The sequence below is a fragment of the Dolichospermum lemmermannii CS-548 genome, from assembly GCF_028330815.1.
GTDB lineage: Bacteria > Cyanobacteriota > Cyanobacteriia > Cyanobacteriales > Nostocaceae > Dolichospermum > Dolichospermum lemmermannii.
Window position 1 is genome coordinate 1 of the sequence record NZ_JAQMTJ010000181.1, and the last position, 18,824, is coordinate 18,824.

Genomic DNA, 18,824 nt, shown 5'->3' on the forward strand with positions numbered 1-18,824 from the left:
GTGGGGGAAGTGGGGGAAGTGGGGGAAGTGGGGGAGAAACTTCCTTCTTTATTCTTTTTTCCTCCTGACTCCTGACTCCTGACTCCTGAACTCCTATTCCCTAATTCCAATCCTGCTCGTCTTTTTTGCCCTGACTTTTGTAAATTCCGCCGATATCATGGATTTGACGGGTTTTTGCAAATAGTTCAGTTTCCGTTAAACCCCAGCGTTGCAAAACTTTATCTAAGTTGCTTTGGATGTCCCGCGCTCCCGGAAAACCTTGATAGCGAATTTTTAGTCTAGCCAATTCTGATAAATTGTAATCGGTTGCGTCTTGAGCGAGTAAAATATCAATAAGGGGGCGATCGCGGTTGTAGAGTGGATGTTGTTGGTCTTTACCGCCGGAAATTTCTGTCACAATTAATACCTGTACGAAGTTAGCAATCCATCAACAACTCAAGATGAAAAATCTCGACCATTGCTAATTATCTACCATTATCTAGTGAATGACGGCAACTACGCCTTGTCACTTACGGCTCTCACTACTGCCATTCAGCTTAAAATAAAGATACATTATCTTTAAGAAAATACAAGAAACTTTAGATGAGGGTGAAATAATATCTCACCCAAAGTCCAAGCAGCACGAGGGAAAGAACCCGCTATGTTTGAACACTTCACTTCCGAAGCCATTAGGGTAATTATGTTAGCCCAGGAGGAAGCACGACGACTGGGACACAACTTTGTAGGAACAGAACAAATTCTCCTGGGTCTAATGGGAGAAGGAACAGGTGTTGCTGCTAAGGTGCTGGCTGAGTTGGGTGTTACCCTGAAAGAAGCCCGTCGGGAAGTAGAAAAAATAATTGGCCGGGGTTCTGGGTTTGTCCCACCGGAAATTCCTTTTACCCCGAAAGTAAAAAGCCTGTTTGAGCAATCTTTCCGAGAAGCTCACGGTCTTGGACATAATTACATAAACACTGAACACTTATTATTAGGTTTAACTGAGGCTGGTGAAGGAGTCGCCGCCAAAGTATTACAAAATCTAGGAGTGGATTTACCAGTTATCCGTTCCGCTGTGATGAGCCGATTGGGTGAAGATACAGCGGTTGTCACTGGTGGTAGAAGTAATTCCCAGCGCAATCAAAATTTATCCATAGAGGCGTTTGGCAGAAATCTCACCAAACTGGCTCAGGATGGCAGGCTAGACCCGGTAGTTGGTCGCCAGAAGGAAATTGAAAGAACTGTGCAAATTCTCGGTCGGAGAACCAAAAATAACCCGGTTTTAATTGGAGAACCAGGGGTTGGTAAAACAGCGATCGCTGAAGGTTTAGCGCAACGTATTATCAATCAAGATGTCCCCGAAATTTTACTTGATAAGCAAGTAATTAGTTTGGATATGGGGTCTGTGGTAGCGGGAACTCGTTTCCGGGGTGATTTTGAGGAACGCCTCAAGAAAATCATGGAGGAAGTCCGCACCGCCGGGAACATCATCTTAGTGATTGATGAAATTCATACCTTAGTGGGTGCAGGTGGTACAGAAGGCGGTTTGGATGCAGCTAATATCCTGAAACCGGCTTTAGCACGGGGTGAACTCCAGTGCATTGGTGCTACTACCTTAGATGAATATCGTCAGCACATCGAGCGTGATGCGGCTCTAGAGCGGCGTTTCCAGCCAATTTTGGTGGGAGAACCATCGGTAGCCGAAACTATTGATATTCTCTATGGTTTACGCGGTGCTTATGAACAGCATCATAGAGTCAATATTACTGATGAAGCAGTAGTTGCGGCGGCTGAATTGGCAGATCGTTATATTAGCGATCGCTTTCTACCCGACAAAGCCATTGACTTGATTGATGAAGCTGGTTCTCGCGTGCGTTTACGTCACTCGCACATTGCGAATAACAAAGAACTCAAACGGGAATTAACCACCGCTACCAAAGCCAAATCGGAAGCCATTAGAGTTCAAGATTTTAGCAAAGCTGGTAAATTGCGGATACAAGAATTAGAACTACAAACCAGACTTGATTTAGAAGAAAATCAGGAAACTGTCAACGCTCCCCTTGTCAACGAAGAAGACATTGCTCAAATTGTCGCTTCTTGGACTGGTGTTCCCGTGAACAAACTGACTGAATCTGAATCTGAATTACTTTTACACCTTGAAGACACTTTACATACAAGATTGATCGGACAAGAACAAGCAGTTACATCGGTTTCTCGCGCTATTCGTCGCGCCCGTGTCGGCTTAAAGAGTCCTAATCGTCCCATTGCTAGTTTTATCTTTTCTGGTCCGACTGGTGTAGGTAAAACTGAATTAGCTAAAGCTTTAGCTTCTTACTTCTTCGGGGATGAAGAATCAATGGTGCGTTTAGATATGTCCGAATACATGGAAAGCCACAACGTTTCCAAGTTGATTGGTTCACCTCCTGGTTATGTAGGATACGATGAAGGCGGACAATTAACGGAAGCTGTACGGCGCAAACCTTACACAGTGTTGCTATTCGACGAAATCGAAAAAGCGCATCCCGATGTATTCAATATGCTGCTGCAAATCTTGGATGACGGTCATCTTACGGATGCGAAAGGTCGGAAAGTAGACTTCAAGAATACATTAATTATCTTGACTTCTAATATTGGTTCTAAGGTAATTGAAAAAGGTGGTAGTAGCTTAGGGTTTGAGTTTGATAATGCAGCAGAAGCTAGTTATCATCGGATTCGTAACTTGGTTAACGAAGAACTCAAAGCATATTTCCGTCCCGAATTCCTCAACCGTGTTGATGATATTATCGTCTTCACTCAACTCAACAAAGATGAAGTCAAGCAAATTGCTGAAATCATGCTGCGTGATGTTGGTAGTCGTCTCAAAGAGAAGAATATCACTTTAGAAGTGACGGAAGCTTTTAAAGAGAAGGTTGTCCAAGAAGGCTATGATCCTAGCTACGGTGCTAGACCATTACGCCGCGCTATTGTGCGTCTGTTGGAAGATTCTTTGGTTGAAGCGATCTTATCTGGGGAAATTGCAGATGGAGATAAGGCTATTGTGGATGTAGATGATGATGGCCAGGTAAAGGTTAGAAAGTCGGAAACCCGTGAGTTGTTATTAACTAATGTTGGTTAATTAGGGATTTCTACAATATCGGTAATTTATTTGGTGGGTGACTTTATTGTTAACCCACCTTTTTTTATGGGTTTTTACGGGAGAATATGGATTAAATGAACCACGAAGGAAGAAGAAGGAAGAAGAAGGAAGAAGATAGATAATCTTTCACTGGGAAATGATATCAATGTTCAATTTTAGCAAATATTGATGTTAAATCTGGTTGATTTTTCCAAGTTCCAAATAACTTATTTAATTTAGCTAATTTCTCTTCTGCTGTTAAGTTTCTAACTTTAACAAATTTCTTAAAAACTCAGCGAAATTTTTAATAGCTGGAATTTCCGCTGTCTCAATACTAATCCAATCATCACATTTAATAGTTACCGTATTTGTCGCACCTGGTTGAAGAACACTTGCCACTGTGGCAATTATAGCTTTTTGTTGATCAAAAGGTTTCCACTTTAACTTTTTTTTCCTCTCTTCCTCAGAAAATTTATCTATATATTCCTTTGCTCTTTGCATATATTCAGGATAAACTAACTCTCCACAATCACAAATTAAACTATCTAAAACTCCTGTTTGAGAATTATCTGGTAATATATAAATTCCTGCTTTTGTTTCTAATTCTGGTGAACCTTCTGTAACATTACCACTTTCAGTAACTTCAGTTGGAAAATGAGAAAAATATTCTTTAAAACCTTTATGATACTCTTTGACCACTTTGTCAGGTGTATTGTTATCAGTATCAGCTACTATTGCAAAAGCGAAAAGAGTTGAAATATCACCAATATCAGCTAATTTATCTCTCAAATTACTAATTAACTGACTTCCATTACCTACATATATAGCTATTGAGAAATTATCGTTATATAATATTTCTGGCATATCGAGTCTTGCATACAAATTTCCCCCTCTAGGATAATTAGGGGGAATTTTAGCTTTACGCCAAAAATCATCTAGATTTGATGCAGTACCATCAAATTTAGAAAAGCCTAATAATTTACACAATATCCTAGATACAAAAGCCTGATCATGGGGACCCTCAACACCAATTAAAACATATTTCCGATTCACCAACGCACCTCCTGACCTAATTCTTCTCTTAAACGTCTTAATCTATGTCCATCATGTCTAACTACTTTTGTTTTTCCTTCCTTTGGTTCTAAGCGATAAAGCACTAAATCTGAATCTGATTTAGTCACTTCTAATAAAGCATCAACAGCTTCAAGACTATGGGTAGTTGCAAATAATTGAACATCCATTTCTGTACACCATTTAACTAACCATTGAAAAGAATTTTGCAAGGCTTCTGTATGAATTGTTGATTCCAATTCATCAATTAAGAGAATACCACCTTTGACACTGGCAAGTTTAAGAGCTATATGTAATAAGCGACGAATACCATCACCAAAGGTGCTAACTGGTGCAAGTCCTAGTTTTTTATGTTGAATATAAATATTGAATCGAGAACTCATAGATTCTGGAGGTAACAAAATTTCTATATCAGAAATATTGTTATCCATCTGTTGTAATAATTTCACTACATCTGCCTTAAAATTTTGAAATGTTGCTTCTGAAAGTAATCGAAATTGACCAACTTCTGAACGATGAGATGATGGTGTTACTACAGATGTTTTTAGACTGGGTTCTCTTTTTCCAGATAATCTATACAAATGTTCATCCTCCCATAGCGGAAAATTTTTAATAAACATAGGTGGTTCACCAAGTAAACTTAACTGATAATAACCATCACCTGCATCATCTATATCATCTGCAAATACCCCTATTTCTAGATTAATTCCTTTCCTAACTCTCGGTGTATCTTCATTTTCAATTTCCTGCTCATTATCATTTTCAATTTCTTCTTCGTTGCTAATATTTCTGATATTGCTTTCCTCAGATAACGATATTTGCTCCATTTCTTCATAACTTGCTCTTAACTTTTTTACAGAAAATAAACCAGTGCTAGAAATAAGAATAATAGGTTTATCGGGTTCTAGAGTGGATGCAGAATTATGTGTAAATAACCACCTTATCGCATCCAGTAGACGAGTACGATATACTCCAATATCCTGCTCTCGTTGACGTGCTGTACTAAGCCATACTTTAATATCTAATGGATGACAGTAGACAGATAATGCTTCTAGAACACTAGTTTTCCCTGAGTTATTAAGACCCACAAGCAGGTTAATCCGTCCGAGATTCTCTAGTTCTAAATCTCGAAGTCCTCTAAATTGGTGAATTGTAACGTTTTCTAAATTGTTCATAGGCTTATTTTAGCTCAAGCTGTATACCATAGATTATTTTTCTAAAATTTGTCAAAATATAACATACTATATTGACAATGTAAATACAGTAATCTATCATTTATTTTATGGATGTCTACTTTATTTTAAATGGTATTACCTTCGTCTGGAACGAGGAAAAAAGTCGAAATAACCCCAGTAAACACAATGGCATAACCTTTCAACAAGCAGCAGAGGCATTTTTTGATCCATTCATCAAAATAGTAGATGCTAGTCGCAATGATGAAGCCAGAGATGCCATCATTGGTTTAGATACCCGTTGGAATCTTTTATTTGTAGTCCATATCGAATTTGAAGATGATGTAATCAGAATTATTTCAGCCCGTAAAGCCACACGCAAGGAGCGAGAATATTATGAAGATTGAAACATTAAAACAACGCTTAGACAAAAATCGCCCCATGATTACGGTTACTCTAAGAATACCAGAAGATGTAGTCGAAGAGTTGAAACAACTTGCACCCATACTTGGTTTTTCTGGTTATCAACCCTTAATTCGTGCATACATTGGACAGGGAATGAGAGCAGATTTAGAAAAGTTAGAAAATAATACAGTTAATGCTTTAATTGCTAGTTTAAAACGACATGGTGTGAGTGATGATGTTATTCATGAAGCATTAAATGAAGTTGTTAATAAATAAGTAAAATGTCCGAAATTAATAGTCTAATATTTCTCTAAAATTTTCGGATTCTTCAATCGAGAAGGGAATTAAGCCAGTCACGCACTTCTCCTTTCTTAATTCTAGTTGATGATTCCGAAGTACAAGCGTCCTTCACCAGTTCAGACATTATGGGTTGATAAGCAGGATGATCACGTTCTATTAAGTCTAATTTTTGATGACCTAATGCTTTCAAATCTTCCAGCAAAATCGGCTTAATTGAGCTTGCTTGGGGTAGTAAACCCTTGCGAGCTTTTTTCCAAGGAAACTCCAAATGAGTCATATCACTCAGCAAATAGGCGTGATAACCTCCAAAATTTTCCCATACTTCTTCGAGAAGTTTTTTCTGATCATCAGGAATTTGTAATAATAATTCTTGACTAGGAACAGGTAATTGATTAGCTTCAAATTCGCTGTAAAATCTGTAGGCAGGAGGACAAACAGGACCATATCGCCATGCTTGAATTTCTTCTGCAAATAACGGTTCATCATACATCGCCAAATGTAAGCTTTGTGAATAATACAAAAGCTTCTGAACTTTCATATTAGTCATTTCTGCTTCCATACTGTCTTCGTAGGCTCTCGCAATAAAGTAACGAGCTGCATTGAGACAATCAATCATAATCAGACTCGCAAATCAAAATAGAATGAATATCTGAAAAAATTTTCAAGCTTACTTACATATAATATTATAATCTGGGATTACCAAATTAGTATAATTTTACTAAAAATTAAATCTGGCTATACTTTGATAGAAAACCTAGACCTTAGTTAGTAACAATAGTTATCTTTTATCAGAGGATGATTTTAAATTGTTGAGAGATATTGATACAAATCTAAATAAACTCACTATTCTACCACCAGCGAGGTAAAGGCTATGACTCTTGTTAAAGTCAATCAAAGACACTTCCCAAAAGGGGATCTTACCCGTCGAGGTATGGCCTTAGCTCTTGACTTCTTCTGTGCATGGTTCCTGAGTTCTATTTTCAGAAGTAATCAAATCGGGATTCAATTTACCCAAATCTTTGTTTTTATTTTTGCTTGGCTAATTTTCCGCGTCATCATAGTTTACAACAATCAAGGACAAAGTTTAGGCCGTTGGGTATTTGATTTAAAGATCCTAGAAGTTGCAAATGGGGAAATAGTCAACAGAATCCCCCAATTTCAGACCTTATTACTGCGAGAAGGGATTATTTGCTTTTCTAGCTTGTTATTATCCATTTTCTTGGGGAATATCATCCTCAATCCCGCTGCTGTCGTCCTATTACTTCCCCTGATCATTGACGGCGGTGCAGCTTTATCCGATACTCAGATGCGACAGGCATTCCATGACCGCTTTTTTCGGACTATCATAGTTTCTTCCCGTCGGGGTTATTCATTAGATATAAAAATTAAACGGTTAGTTGCAAAATTTCCACGAAATATGAGATAATAACCATTTGTGTTAATTATCTCCAGGCTTTACTGAAATTTTACTTGATAAGCAAGTAATTAGTTTGGATATGGGGTCTGTGGTAGCGGGAACTCTCCTGACTCCTCCTATAATTATTCATCTTGCAACAAGGATACAAGCCTATCTAAGGTTTGTGACAATTGAGTGATTTGTTCCATAGAATCCTTCTGAGAATCAGCCAAACTTTGAACAGCGTCACATAAAGCAAAAATCTGATATCCTTGCTGCTGTACTTGTTTTCCTTGAGCCTCTATTTGTAGACTCAGAGCATCTACTCTGTGAGCAAGACGTTCAATTGTCTCAGTTGTCGAGAGTACAGCGTCTCCAATCTGTTCAACAATAGATTCTAGACGACTGATTCTTGTTTCTATTCCAGTTGCAATCATTTCTGGCCTGCTCCAATCTTGAGAAGAAATCATCACAGTAATATTCCTAAATATTCATTCCATAGTTTCATAATCAGCATTATTAATAAATAAAGTAATTTGTCATCAATCCTCTTAGTTTTGACTTTTGACTTTTGACTTCCACCAAGCGGTACTAATCCCTATTCCCTAGTTCCTACGTTAAATTACAAAAGAAGGGAACAGGGAACAGATAAGAAACTTTAGTTGCACCAGTTTAAAGCTTCTGTCAAAAAAAGATGTTTTTAAAAGATGCGTAGCCCGAAAAAACAGTGTCATTATTTCAATCTCATGTTTTTAAACATGAGTTTTTCCTGTTAGAAAGTTGCCCGTTCCCTGTTCCCTCTGAAAAAAATTAATCCATTTTGGTTCAATGTAATAGTTCTTCTACTTGGTGTTGATGCCACAAATTTTGATAAAGTCCAGGCTGTTCTACCAGTTCTGAGTGATGACCAGTCTGGACGATTTTCCCCTGTTCCATGACCAAAATTCGGTCAGATGTGGCAGCAGCAGCAAGTTGGTGGGTAATGAAAATTACGGTTTTTCTTTTTGTCCCTGTAGCCAGATTGGTGAGGATTTGTGTAGCAGTTTGATTGTCTACACTGGATAGGGCATCATCCAACAGCAAGATGGGGGCATCAATTAACATTGCTCTTGCTAAAGCTGTGCGTTGTCTTTGTCCACCAGAAAGGGTAATTCCTCGCTCACCCACTAGGGTTTCATACTGTTGGGGGAAATTCTGAATTTCTGCGTCAATTTGCGCCATTTTGGCGGCGTAAACTACGTCTTCTGCGGCGGAGACGGGATCACCATAACGGATATTATTTTTGACGGTGGTACTGAATAAAAAGCTATCTTGTGGTACGTAGGCGATCGCTCCGCGTAAATCACTCACAGCTAGTTTTGTCACATCCAACCCATCTAAAAACAACTGTCCTGGCTGAATATCCAATAATCTGGGGAAAGCATTCGCTAAGGTTGATTTTCCTGAACCAACCGGACCAACAATAGCGACTACTTCCCCAGGAGCAATCCTAAAATTAAGATGTTCTAGAACTGGGGTATTTACGCCGGGGTAGGTGTAACTAAAGTTTACTGCTGTCAGTTCCCCTTTGAGTTTGTTAACCTCCAGATGAATACTATCTGGTGTGTCTTGAATTTTGGGAGTCACACTGAGAATAGTTTCTAAACGGTCAATACTGACTTCACCCCGTTGGTAAGCAGTAATGGTGAATCCTAATAAAGCGGTAGGGAAAATTAATCGCTCTACATAAATTAGCAAAGCCAGAAAATCACCAATGGCAAGAGTTCCAGAGGATATTCTGGCTGTACCTAACCAAATAATAATCAAAGAACTGAGACTTGCTAACCCACCAATGAGCGGAAATAGGGTGTTGCGCGTTTTAGCTAGTTTGAGGTTAGCGGTTAATAGCTGTTCATTTTTCTGACTAAATGCTTGACGCTCATTGTCTTCTTGGGCGTAGATTTTAATCAGCGCCATACCGCTCATATCTTCCCGTACCAGTTCACTAATTTCTGCAAGTTGTTCTTGGACGGCGGTTTGTTCATTACGCAAGCGATCGCTAAAAAAATGCACCATCAGAAACATGAACGGGTACACTGCTAATGATGCCAATGTCAGTTCCGCACTCAGAGACAACATCACTGGTAATGTCAGAGTATAGGCAAAAAAAGTATTTGCCAAACTTAATACAGCAAAACCTACCAACCGTCGAATATTATCTACATCACTGGTAGCGCGACTAATTAAATCCCCCGGAGTATTAACCGTAAAATAAGCAGGTTCTAATTGCAGCAGGTGTTGAAAAATCCGCTGTTTGAGGTCAAATTCTACCTGTCTTCCCACACCAAATATCCAAATCCGAGAAGCCATTCGCATCATCCACATAGCGGAACTAAGTAGGGCGATAAGGACTACATAATGGATGATTTGGCGAAAACTAAAACTCTTAGATAGAGTATCTACCCCTGAACGGATTAACAAAGGAATATATACACCCAGCCCATTGACAACTAATAAAGCAATAATACCGAAAACGGTTTCGCGCCAATAGGGGCGTAAATAAGCAGCGATTTTATCAAGTCTGTGTGATTTGGCCATGCCATTCCTTCTAATCCCAAAATAATGTAGTGTTTCGTAGTCAAAAATAGGAATAAGCATCTTTGCTGTGGAGTTTTTTAAAATCAGTTAGTTTCCCACCAATTCTTTTCCCATCTACCCTGATCTCTAGTCGGGTCGCAGATTGCACTACAACCCGACCTGAGACACCTTTACAATAGGCAATATCACCTGTGTTCCACTTGTGTTCATACTTTTGACGTGGCTGGGAACAAGGAAAACCGAACTTGTTTATCCGACATAATCTTCTTGTTCCAAGTCCGGTAGATTTTACTTTAAATATATTGGTTGTCAATATATTTAAGTTTTTTACTACTCCAACACACGCCGCATCTATCCAATGTTCTTTGGGAAGATTTAATTTTCTCCTATTGAATTTTGTCCTTCCCCCAGAAGCCGTTGTAATTGGTAATCCAGTTTCTTTCAAAGTTTGAAATAAATCCCACCTGGTAGAATTAACAGCAACCGCATCTTTTAAAGGTCTTTTTGACTGAGATTTAATTCTTTTCAATAGTTCTGGTTTCTTAGCTAAAAACTTTTCAATGTCCTGCGTTCCTTTTTTTTGATTACATTTTTCACAAGACAAGCACAGGTTACTTATTCTGTTACTTCCACCTTTCGCTTTAGGTTGAATATGTTCTACCTGAAGGGGGATATCTTTCGCATCACAATAACTACATTTTCTCTCCCATTTCTCTAGTAAATATTCTCTAACTTCGTAACCTTGTAACTCCCCTTGCTGATATTCTATTCCCGATATTTCAGGGTTTTCTAGTTGCTGTAAATCAAATCTGACTAGCTCTTGAGTAATAGCTGTAATTGGGGCATATTTTATTAATCTTTTTACCCAAGTATTAGTAGTCAATACACGATGTTTTAAACTTGGAGCTAACCAATTTATTGTCCGTTTTCTATTCAGAAACCGTGGCTTTCTATAACGAGTATGACGGTTTCTTCGACTACGCCTAACCCATGAGCGTGTTTCTAGCTCACTTTTAATTACAGCACCACGATGTTGTAATTCCATTCCCCAAATAACTTCTTCTTTGTTATTTACTAAAGAGATACCCGTAAACTTAGAACCAGGATCAATTTTTAAATTAATGGGGTAAGTAACAATGTTTTCCACAACCCGATTCATGATTAAAACAAAAGGATAACGCCTAAAAACGGCTGCTTTCCCACTATCCAATAGCTTACTAGCATGAGATGGGTGGATAGGATTTAATGGGGTTTTATTAGCATCAATTAAAAAGACAAAATTGGACATAATTTGTTTTCGGTCGGTTTGACCAATCCTTATTTCTAAGTAAAGTTTGCTTCAACCCGGTTATAAAAGCTTGTTATGGTAAAGACACTTTCCTTTTGGAATGTTTAATCAGTACCGACAGAGCATGGAACTAGCGAATCCCAAGGTGTCATAACTTAAATAACGTTTACCCTTCGACTACGCTCAGGGTGGTTTGGTTCACATCTAAACCGTATTACTACGATTTAGAATGATCCCAACAATTATCTAACTTTTTGAGATTACAGGAGCAGTCATTGAGTCAGGAGTCAGGAGTCAGGAGTCAGGAAGAAGAACGAAAATTTATCCCCCTGCTCCCTCTTCCCTGTCCCCTGCCTCTTCTACGTCCGGCCACGTAGGAAAACATAAATCTGATTGAGATAACTTTCCCATACTTGGGTAGTAAGTTGCAGTGTTTCTGCATTAGGAACAAAGTCTTCTACCCGTAACCCACGGGTGCTGATTGCTTGAGGATTTTGGAGGAGATAGGAAGGGATATTCGCAGTCAGACTATTGAAGGCTATAGTTGGAGAATTTATCTCTACCATTGGTGGGATGATATTTTGCTGAATATCTGAGATTGTGAAATTAGGATTTGCTGAACCAAAGGCGACTAGGGCGGATGGGGAAGTTTGGTGATTTATGTTCGTCCCCTCAACTGTGGCAACTGGTGATCTGACGAGGAAGTAAGCGATCGCTGGCGTGCTGGACAAAAGCAAAACCGTCAAAGCCCATCCTAATAAAAAACCGCCCGGTTTATCAATGCCACCGCCTTTGATTTTTTGAGCAGCTAGAAACAACATTAAAACCGAAGCGCCCAAAGGTTTGAGCGGGAAGGAGATAAATCGCCACAATGAAGCCACTGCTGGTTCATTAGGATTGAGAAATGCTAAAGCTAAAACAACTATGACTAACCCTAAAAGAAATCTGCCGACAAAAGTTACTGATGGATAGAATCTTTGAAACAAAGAAAAGGCTACAACACCAATTAAGAGCCATAGCAAAACCCGGCTTAACAACTGAAACATAAATTAACTCTCTAATTTTTTAGCGCAGTAAGCCTAAAGACCGCAGGAAGTGGATTAATTTTATCGTCAAGCTGACTTAAAAATACCTCAAACTCACACCCAAAGATTACCGCCGTAGTGATTTTAATGCAATTTTTTGACACCGAGTGTATTATTTGCGATTTTCCCCAAGAGAAATTTTTAGATTATTTGGCTATAAACGAATTTATACACTTTTAATCCCACACAGATCCCCGACTTCTTGGAGAAGTCGGGGATCTGAACTTTCCTACATATTCACTCAGTTAAGAATCTCTGTCTATTGACATACAAGCATAATCAACCCTTTGATGGACGGTCTTAATCATAAAAATAACTAATGTATACATATTAGAACTAACAGAGCAGAAAAACTAATAACCCAATTGTACCAGGTTCTAATGTTGAGAATAATTGGTATTTGATGACATCAACTGATGGTGAAACTGGAACAGGAGCAAAATTATCAACCTGTTCCACATCCGTAAAAAGTGGAGATGGAAATAGTATGCCTCTTTTGAAAATTAAAGAATTTGATCCGAATTATCGAGAAAGTTTTGAAGGCAAAGATATCAAAGGTATGGGTGTCTATGCAACCGCAGATGAAAAAATTGGCACAGTCAGCGATATTTTAGTAGATGACCAAGGACATTTTCGCTATTTTGTTGTTGATTTAGGTTTGTGGATTTTTGGGAAAAAAGTTTTATTGCCAGTTGGTCGTTCGCGCATTGATCATACCTCTGAACGGATTTATACAGTGGGAATGACCAAACAACAAGCAGAGAATTTACCCGAATTTAACGAACACAAAGAAATTGATTATAACTATGAAGAACAAGTCAGAGGAGTGTATCGTTCCGAAGCATTCTTAGAAAGTTCCGGTTCTGTAGATACAGCCAGTTCTCGACCTGCGGGAGGTACTATGGTAGCCCCTCCCATAGCCCCACCGAGAAAGTCCGGTAACGGCAGTGCTGCCTATGACTATAAAGCAGATCCGGCTCTATATGCTTTGAATGATCAGGATCATCAAACTTTCAAACTATATCAAGAACGATTAATTGCCAACAAAGTCCGCGCCAAAACGGGGGAAGTGATTGTTGGGAAACATACAGAAACAGAAAAAGCGCGGGTTTCAGTTCCCATAGATAAGGAAAGAATTGTCATTGAACGAGTCACTCCTACAACTGCGGGAGAAACGGTGGCTTTAGGTAGCGATAGCTTTGGGACGACAGAAGTGAGTCGAATAGAACTTTATGAAGAAACTGCGGACATTCATAAAGAAGCTTTCTTACGAGAAGAAGTCAGAGTTAATAAAGTTGTAGATCACGAAACCATTGAAGCAGAAGAAACTCTGCGTCGAGAAGAATTGGATGTTAACACCCAAGAACATCCGAATGTGGAAAGAAGATAAAACCCAGATTTCGCGTTAGTAAATTTTCCATTAGGAGCAGATTATGAGTATGAAAGATAAAGCTAAGGCAACCGCCAAAAACATTGAAGGTAAGGTTCAAGAAGCCGTAGGCGATTTAACAGGAGATCCAAAAACTCAAGCAGAAGGCAAGGCAAAACAAGCAGAAGCCAAAGTTCGCCACGCAGTTGAAGATGTGAAGGATCAAGCCAGAGAAATTGTCGAATAGATTAACCAGGCAGGGGCAGGGAAATAAGACTTTTGATCTTACAAACTAATTCTTAATTACCTTGTTGCCTGCCACTTTTTCCCTTGTGAAAGGATAAAAAAATGACCTTGATTAATAATAAACGAGCAGTGGGAGTATTTTCTAGTCACGAAGAAGTAGAAGATGCTCTAAATGAACTGCAAGATAACGGATTTGCCATGAATCAGGTATCTGTGATTGCTAAACATGATGAAGATCTAAATCAGCGATACCAAATTGGTGAAACACGAGTTCAAGAACCAACAGAAACCCGTGAAATCGGCCATGAAACCACTCATGAAACCACTCGTGTAGAGGAAGGTGCGAAAACTGGAGTCGAGGCAGGAGGAGCGGTTGGGGGGTTGACAGGGTTACTAATTGGGTTAGGAACTCTAGCAATTCCGGGGATTGGTCCAGTTATGTTAGCAGGAGCAGCAGCTACAGCGATCGCTACAACTCTAGCAGGTGGAGCTATCGGAGCAGCAGTGGGTGGTTTAATTGGTAGTTTAGTAGGTTTAGGAATTCCCGAACATCGGGCGCAAATCTACCACGATTATGTAGTTGATGGGGATTATCTAGTAATTGTAGATGGCACAGAGGCGGAAATCCTGAGAGCAGAAACAATTTTCAAGCACAAGGGAATGCGGGAATGGGAAGTTTACAATAGTCCAACCATTAGCCGTTCTGCTAATCCTGTTGTCTCGCGTGTGTAAAAGGGATTGGAAATATGAGAAAAATTACGCTTTTAGTCCTCAGTAGCATTTTACTTCTGGGAACAGTTGCTTGTGACAATAAAGCCAAGACCAGCAGCAGTGCGCCCGATTCTGCTGAGAAAACTGGTGAAGTTCCCACAGATAAAACCATTTTAGCCAATCAAAAAGACGCAACTAGCCAACTTCGTCGGGATCAACTCAACGCAGATATTCGCGCCCGTGAACAACGCAATAATGTCACTGGAGGGAATGCAACCCGCGCTAATAGTGATCTTGCCAGTGAGGTTCGTTCTAAGTTGGAAGCTAATATTCCGTCTAGTCAATTAACTGTGGCTGCTAAAGATGGAGCAATTGTTGTAGTTGGAAATGTCCAGAATCAAGAACAACTAAATAAAATTAATTCTCTTGCTAAAGAAATCAAGGGTGTAAGAAGCGTCAAAGTTGTAGTCAAAATTGTTCCAGCCGTACCAAGTCCAAAACTATAACCGATGACATTTATTAATTAACAACCTATAAATGAGGAAAATTCCATGAATCTATTTTCACAATTTCGCAAGTTTTTTCTCGTCATTAGTTTAGTTCTATTTCTGGGAATTTTCACAGCTTTTACATCTGAGGTTAGTCTCGCTCAGACTCAAATGGCCACAACTATGAATCGAGTCGAAGCCACAACTAAAAATATTGAAGGTAAAGTTCAAGAAACTTTCGGTAAGGTCACAGGAAATAAAAAAGACCAATTTATGGGTAAAGCCAAGCAAGCTGAAAGTAAAGTTCGTAATGCAGTCGAAGATATAAAAGATACGAAGTGGCAACCCAACTCAAGAGCAACCAAAAAGATTGAAGCTAAAACTGAAAAAGCCATAGACAATAGTATTGTCAACCCTAATTATCTACCTAGTGGAAAAACTGATGACATAAAAAGTGAATCTCGTAACCCAGCAAATAAAATGAAAGAAGAACTTCGCAATACTTTTAAGTAGTCATTAATTAAAATTTGTAGGTTGGGTTGACGCAAGGAAACCCAACATTTTTGGGATTTGGTGGCTGTAGCTTAACCAGAACTACAATTATTTCTAACATTAATTAAGTAGGTGAACGGAAAAAAACCGTAGACGCGGAGCAGCTTCTCGAAGAGTAATATGTAACGAAAAGTAAAATCGCCCAAACCCTCTTGACATCAAAAATACAATTATTGATCTAGCAAATTTGGGCGTTACTTTGAAAATGATCACCGGTGATAGTCACGCAAGATACGGCTAACATCAAAATCCAAAAACTTTGTTTTAAATTGGACAAGTTAGTTGGCAAAATATCTCAAGCTAAATGCCAACAAAAAAGAAGACTCAAATTAGCCGCAACTAAATTGAGAGGAAAGATAAAAAATCTTGTATCTGAGCTACATAAAAAGACCGCCAAATTGTTGGTTGACAATTTCGATGTAATTCTTTTACCAACTTTTGAAACATCTCAGATGTCAAAGAAAGGGAAAGGAAGAATTAGATCCAAATCAGTCCGGCAAATGCTAACACTATCGCACTATCAATTCAAACAATTTATTAAACACAAAGCATTTGAACATAGAAAGATAGTATTGGATGTAAATGAAGCCTATACTTCAAAGACAGTTAGTTGGACTGGCGAAATAGTTAAGAATCTTGGTGGTTCTAAAACCATAAAATCTCCATCCACAAATAATGTCATGGATAGAGATTTGAATGGTGCGCGGGGAATTTTTCTCCGTGCATTGGTTGATACGCCTTGGTTGAGAGAAAACCTCAACTTATGTATTTGTTAACTTTTGTTAGCAGAAAAGTATCGGATATCTGAAAATTTAACTTTTATCCTCTCTCTTCTTCCGTTTTTTTATGAGGCTGTTCCGAATTATTTAACCATCATATTCGGTATCTATTTCAATATCTAGTGTGTCTTCATCAATCCTGATATACAAAATATTAGGACGGCAACAAACTTGACAATCTTCTATATAGTTTTGTTGCATTCCGGCACTGAAATCAATAAAAGTTACGTTTACTTCTCCACAATAAGCACAATAAAACTCTGATGTATTTTGCATTTTCTATATCTATTTAATAATTTATTTATTTTCCCACATTTTAATATTAAATGATGAAATTGTCAATTGGCTATTTTCTATAATCATTAAAATTATACCAATTTTATGTAAAGGTGTGCTAAATAAATTTTATAGCGTGGAGAATCTCTACTCATGCAACTTCTGGACAACAAAGAATAAATTTTATCTTTAAAAGGAAATAATATTAGGCTAAATTAGATTCATACAGGACTTACGCAACTGGCACATTGGTAGGGTGCGTCAGACTGCATAAATCCTGCAAATAAACAGATTGTTGATATCTGACGCACCCTACAACAGATTTTTAGTGTGACACTTGCGTAAGTCCTATAATCAAAGAACCATCAAGGAGAAACTATGTCAGCGGGAAAGCCTAGTATTTTGGTAACGGGGGGAGCAGGATATATTGGTTCTCATACGGTGTTAGCCCTCAAGCAAGCCGGTTATGAGGTGGTAATTCTTGATAACTTGGTGTATGGACATCGGGATTTGGTAGAACAGGTTTTGCGGGTAGAATTGATCGAAGGGGATACAAGCGATCGCCTTTTATTAGATAATCTTTTTCAGAGTCGTAATTTTGCCGCAGTTATGCACTTTTCCGCCTATGCTTATGTAGGTGAATCTGTAACAGATCCGGCTAAATATTACCGCAACAATGTTTTAGGAACGCTGACACTATTAGAATCAATGTTAGCAGCTTCTATTAAGAATTTTGTCTTTTCTTCTACCTGTGCCACCTATGGTGTACCGAATTTTATTCCGATTACAGAAGATCATCCCCAAAATCCCATTAATCCCTATGGGGCAACTAAATTAATGGTAGAAAGGATATTAACTGATTTTGATGTGGCATACAATTTTAAATCAGTGCGTTTCCGCTATTTTAATGCTGCTGGTGCTAACCCCCAGGGATTATTAGGAGAAGATCATCATCCCGAAACCCATTTAATCCCTTTAGTATTACAAACAGCATTAGGTCAACGAGAAGCTATTAGTATTTTCGGAACTGATTATCCTACTCCTGATGGTACTTGTATTCGGGATTATATTCATGTAAATGATTTAGCAGATGCCCATATTTTGGGGTTAGAATATTTATTAAATGGTGGTGAAAGCGAAGTTTTTAACTTAGGAAATGGTAACGGTTTTTCAGTTCGAGAAGTGATTGCTGCGGCAGAAGATGTCACAGGTATGGTAATATCAGTGCAGGAATGCGATCGCCGGATTGGAGATCCTCCAGCCTTAATTGGTACAAGTGAAAAAGCCAGAAAAATCTTGAATTGGCAACCTCAATATCCAGGTATTAAAGATATCGTTTCTCACGCTTGGCAATGGCATCAAACAAGGCATAAATAACTTTTAGTGTAAGTATTATCTCCCCGATTTCTACGATTGATTCATCACTTATTGACATCATTAAAGGAGAAGTCGGGGAGCTTCCGCTCTTGTTGGTTCAACTTTCCAGATGGTTATTTTTCAGTAATTCTAAATATTTTAAAGCTTCATGTTTAGATAAAATTTCCTCTATTTGTTCAAATTCAATCATAGGGATTTGTGCAGCAATTGGTTTTTGATTTTGATCTAAAACGTAATTTTTATTGTCTGAATCAGGATTTTCAGGATTTAAGGATTTACAGGATGGAGTTATTTTTGAGGATGAAAGATTAAGCGATACCTACGGTAAGCTAACACCCAGCTATTGAAGTATATTTTTAAGTTGTTCTATAGTATATGGTGGATTTTTCCGATGTATCATCCCATGACAATTAGGACATACTGGACGTAAATCTTTAATTGGATCAACTTCGTATTCTTGATTAATTTCCGATAAAGGAATTAAATGATGAACATGAATAAAACCCACATTCCGCACCCCAAACTGTCACAGATCAAAAAAGCCCTTAAAGTAGTACATAATAACTAAAGCCAATTCAAAAATTAAGATGCTTAATGAGAATAAGTAGCATTAAAAGGGACGTGGTGTGATAAAGTGAAAC

The 18,824-nt window shown here is 38.4% G+C and carries 22 protein-coding genes; 11 read left to right on the plus strand and 11 right to left on the minus strand.

Annotated elements, in window-relative coordinates; all coding sequences use genetic code 11:
* Nucleotides 1-100 precede the first annotated feature (100 nt).
* A complete protein-coding gene (locus PN450_RS11965) occupies nt 101-397 on the minus strand; it encodes a DUF3288 family protein (protein ID WP_015083492.1) in 297 nt (98 codons plus the stop codon).
* Between the two features lie 243 nt (nt 398-640).
* On the opposite strand from PN450_RS11965, the gene PN450_RS11970 reads away from it, so the two are divergent.
* Complete coding sequence (locus PN450_RS11970) at nt 641-3,091, plus strand: ATP-dependent Clp protease ATP-binding subunit (RefSeq protein ID WP_271836475.1); 2,451 nt, start codon at nt 641-643, stop codon at nt 3,089-3,091.
* Between the two features lie 258 nt (nt 3,092-3,349).
* On the opposite strand, the gene PN450_RS11975 is transcribed toward PN450_RS11970, so the two are convergent.
* Both PN450_RS11975 and PN450_RS11980 read right to left on the minus strand, forming a co-directional pair.
* Nucleotides 3,350-4,144: a DUF3226 domain-containing protein gene (locus PN450_RS11975; protein ID WP_271836476.1), complete on the minus strand. Its 795-nt coding sequence runs from the start codon at nt 4,142-4,144 to the stop codon at nt 3,350-3,352.
* Nucleotides 4,141-5,337, minus strand: a complete 1,197-nt coding sequence (locus tag PN450_RS11980; protein ID WP_271836477.1) for an AAA family ATPase — start codon at nt 5,335-5,337, stop codon at nt 4,141-4,143. Before PN450_RS11980 ends, PN450_RS11975 begins: the two co-directional genes overlap by 4 nt.
* A 107-nt stretch (nt 5,338-5,444) precedes the next feature.
* On the opposite strand from PN450_RS11980, the gene PN450_RS11985 reads away from it, so the two are divergent.
* Together PN450_RS11985 and PN450_RS11990 are read left to right on the plus strand one after the other, a co-directional pair.
* Nucleotides 5,445-5,741 carry a BrnT family toxin gene (locus PN450_RS11985; RefSeq protein WP_271836478.1) on the plus strand — a complete coding sequence of 99 codons (297 nt, stop codon included), beginning with the start codon at nt 5,445-5,447 and terminating at the stop codon, nt 5,739-5,741.
* Nucleotides 5,731-6,015, plus strand: a complete 285-nt coding sequence (locus tag PN450_RS11990; protein ID WP_271836480.1) for a hypothetical protein — start codon at nt 5,731-5,733, stop codon at nt 6,013-6,015. The genes PN450_RS11985 and PN450_RS11990 overlap by 11 nt, the downstream gene beginning before the upstream one ends.
* A 52-nt stretch (nt 6,016-6,067) precedes the next feature.
* On the opposite strand, the gene PN450_RS11995 is transcribed toward PN450_RS11990, so the two are convergent.
* Nucleotides 6,068-6,655, minus strand: coding sequence for a Panacea domain-containing protein (locus PN450_RS11995; RefSeq protein ID WP_271836481.1), 588 nt, complete (start codon nt 6,653-6,655; stop codon nt 6,068-6,070).
* A gap of 255 nt (nt 6,656-6,910) precedes the next feature.
* Here PN450_RS11995 and PN450_RS12000 point away from each other — a divergent pair, with 255 nt between their 5' ends.
* On the plus strand, nt 6,911-7,465 hold the full coding sequence (locus PN450_RS12000; protein WP_271836482.1) for an RDD family protein: 555 nt from the start codon (nt 6,911-6,913) through the stop codon (nt 7,463-7,465).
* A 113-nt stretch (nt 7,466-7,578) separates the two neighbouring features.
* Here the strand turns inward: PN450_RS12000 and PN450_RS12005 are convergent, their stop codons facing one another.
* The 4 genes from PN450_RS12005 to fraI form a co-directional block, all read right to left on the minus strand.
* On the minus strand, nt 7,579-7,872 hold the full coding sequence (locus tag PN450_RS12005) for a hypothetical protein (RefSeq protein WP_210422354.1): 294 nt from the start codon (nt 7,870-7,872) through the stop codon (nt 7,579-7,581).
* 388 nt (nt 7,873-8,260) lie between these two features.
* On the minus strand, nt 8,261-10,012 hold the full coding sequence (locus PN450_RS12010; protein ID WP_271836491.1) for an ABC transporter ATP-binding protein: 1,752 nt from the start codon (nt 10,010-10,012) through the stop codon (nt 8,261-8,263).
* Nucleotides 10,013-10,052: 40 nt separating this feature from the next.
* Nucleotides 10,053-11,300 (minus strand): RNA-guided endonuclease IscB, encoded by a 1,248-nt coding sequence (gene iscB / locus PN450_RS12015; protein WP_168651157.1) that lies wholly within the window; start codon nt 11,298-11,300, stop codon nt 10,053-10,055.
* Nucleotides 11,301-11,659: 359 nt separating this feature from the next.
* Entirely contained in the window at nt 11,660-12,346 is a 687-nt protein-coding gene (gene fraI, locus PN450_RS12020) for a septal nanopore formation protein FraI (protein WP_168653574.1), read from the minus strand.
* A gap of 526 nt (nt 12,347-12,872) precedes the next feature.
* On the opposite strand from fraI, the gene PN450_RS12025 reads away from it, so the two are divergent.
* The 6 genes from PN450_RS12025 to PN450_RS12050 all read left to right on the plus strand — a co-directional run bounded on the left by PN450_RS12025 (nt 12,873) and on the right by PN450_RS12050 (nt 16,527).
* Complete coding sequence (locus PN450_RS12025) at nt 12,873-13,775, plus strand: DUF2382 domain-containing protein (protein WP_148766822.1); 903 nt, start codon at nt 12,873-12,875, stop codon at nt 13,773-13,775.
* A gap of 43 nt (nt 13,776-13,818) precedes the next feature.
* On the plus strand, nt 13,819-14,001 hold the full coding sequence (locus PN450_RS12030; RefSeq protein ID WP_015083422.1) for a CsbD family protein: 183 nt from the start codon (nt 13,819-13,821) through the stop codon (nt 13,999-14,001).
* 101 nt (nt 14,002-14,102) lie between these two features.
* Nucleotides 14,103-14,732 (plus strand): signal transduction histidine kinase (STHK), LytS, encoded by a 630-nt coding sequence (locus PN450_RS12035; RefSeq protein WP_271836484.1) that lies wholly within the window; start codon nt 14,103-14,105, stop codon nt 14,730-14,732.
* A gap of 14 nt (nt 14,733-14,746) precedes the next feature.
* Nucleotides 14,747-15,217: a BON domain-containing protein gene (locus PN450_RS12040; RefSeq protein ID WP_015083420.1), complete on the plus strand. Its 471-nt coding sequence runs from the start codon at nt 14,747-14,749 to the stop codon at nt 15,215-15,217.
* A gap of 45 nt (nt 15,218-15,262) precedes the next feature.
* Nucleotides 15,263-15,712, plus strand: a complete 450-nt coding sequence (locus PN450_RS24075; protein ID WP_371415571.1) for a CsbD family protein — start codon at nt 15,263-15,265, stop codon at nt 15,710-15,712.
* 491 nt (nt 15,713-16,203) lie between these two features.
* Entirely contained in the window at nt 16,204-16,527 is a 324-nt protein-coding gene (locus PN450_RS12050) for a zinc ribbon domain-containing protein (protein ID WP_271836487.1), read from the plus strand.
* Nucleotides 16,528-16,617: 90 nt separating this feature from the next.
* Here the strand turns inward: PN450_RS12050 and PN450_RS12055 are convergent, their stop codons facing one another.
* Nucleotides 16,618-16,806: a CPXCG motif-containing cysteine-rich protein gene (locus PN450_RS12055; protein WP_148761195.1), complete on the minus strand. Its 189-nt coding sequence runs from the start codon at nt 16,804-16,806 to the stop codon at nt 16,618-16,620.
* 378 nt (nt 16,807-17,184) lie between these two features.
* Between PN450_RS12055 and galE the strand changes: the two genes are divergently transcribed.
* Entirely contained in the window at nt 17,185-18,183 is a 999-nt protein-coding gene (gene galE, locus PN450_RS12060; RefSeq protein ID WP_271836488.1) for a UDP-glucose 4-epimerase GalE, read from the plus strand.
* 97 nt (nt 18,184-18,280) lie between these two features.
* Here the strand turns inward: galE and PN450_RS24200 are convergent, their stop codons facing one another.
* Nucleotides 18,281-18,475 carry a hypothetical protein gene (locus tag PN450_RS24200; RefSeq protein ID WP_465249374.1) on the minus strand — a complete coding sequence of 65 codons (195 nt, stop codon included), beginning with the start codon at nt 18,473-18,475 and terminating at the stop codon, nt 18,281-18,283.
* A gap of 48 nt (nt 18,476-18,523) precedes the next feature.
* Complete coding sequence (locus PN450_RS12065) at nt 18,524-18,691, minus strand: HNH endonuclease (protein ID WP_271836490.1); 168 nt, start codon at nt 18,689-18,691, stop codon at nt 18,524-18,526.
* Between the last annotated feature and the right edge of the window lie 133 nt (nt 18,692-18,824).

Coding starts and splice junctions, on each gene's coding strand:
- PN450_RS12030 (WP_015083422.1), top strand. CDS start 13,819: ATGAGTATGAAAGATAAAGCTAAGGCAACCGCCAAAAACATTGAAGGT.
- galE (WP_271836488.1), top strand. CDS start 17,185: ATGTCAGCGGGAAAGCCTAGTATTTTGGTAACGGGGGGAGCAGGATAT.
- PN450_RS11970 (WP_271836475.1), top strand. CDS start 641: ATGTTTGAACACTTCACTTCCGAAGCCATTAGGGTAATTATGTTAGCC.
- PN450_RS12010 (WP_271836491.1), bottom strand. CDS start 10,012: ATGGCCAAATCACACAGACTTGATAAAATCGCTGCTTATTTACGCCCC.
- PN450_RS12035 (WP_271836484.1), top strand. CDS start 14,103: ATGACCTTGATTAATAATAAACGAGCAGTGGGAGTATTTTCTAGTCAC.
- PN450_RS12000 (WP_271836482.1), top strand. CDS start 6,911: ATGACTCTTGTTAAAGTCAATCAAAGACACTTCCCAAAAGGGGATCTT.
- PN450_RS11985 (WP_271836478.1), top strand. CDS start 5,445: ATGGATGTCTACTTTATTTTAAATGGTATTACCTTCGTCTGGAACGAG.
- iscB (WP_168651157.1), bottom strand. CDS start 11,300: ATGTCCAATTTTGTCTTTTTAATTGATGCTAATAAAACCCCATTAAAT.
- PN450_RS11990 (WP_271836480.1), top strand. CDS start 5,731: ATGAAGATTGAAACATTAAAACAACGCTTAGACAAAAATCGCCCCATG.
- PN450_RS12025 (WP_148766822.1), top strand. CDS start 12,873: ATGCCTCTTTTGAAAATTAAAGAATTTGATCCGAATTATCGAGAAAGT.
- fraI (WP_168653574.1), bottom strand. CDS start 12,346: ATGTTTCAGTTGTTAAGCCGGGTTTTGCTATGGCTCTTAATTGGTGTT.
- PN450_RS12040 (WP_015083420.1), top strand. CDS start 14,747: ATGAGAAAAATTACGCTTTTAGTCCTCAGTAGCATTTTACTTCTGGGA.
- PN450_RS11995 (WP_271836481.1), bottom strand. CDS start 6,655: ATGATTGATTGTCTCAATGCAGCTCGTTACTTTATTGCGAGAGCCTAC.
- PN450_RS24075 (WP_371415571.1), top strand. CDS start 15,263: ATGAATCTATTTTCACAATTTCGCAAGTTTTTTCTCGTCATTAGTTTA.
- PN450_RS11980 (WP_271836477.1), bottom strand. CDS start 5,337: ATGAACAATTTAGAAAACGTTACAATTCACCAATTTAGAGGACTTCGA.
- PN450_RS12055 (WP_148761195.1), bottom strand. CDS start 16,806: ATGCAAAATACATCAGAGTTTTATTGTGCTTATTGTGGAGAAGTAAAC.
- PN450_RS12050 (WP_271836487.1), top strand. CDS start 16,204: ATGTCAAAGAAAGGGAAAGGAAGAATTAGATCCAAATCAGTCCGGCAA.
- PN450_RS12005 (WP_210422354.1), bottom strand. CDS start 7,872: ATGATTGCAACTGGAATAGAAACAAGAATCAGTCGTCTAGAATCTATT.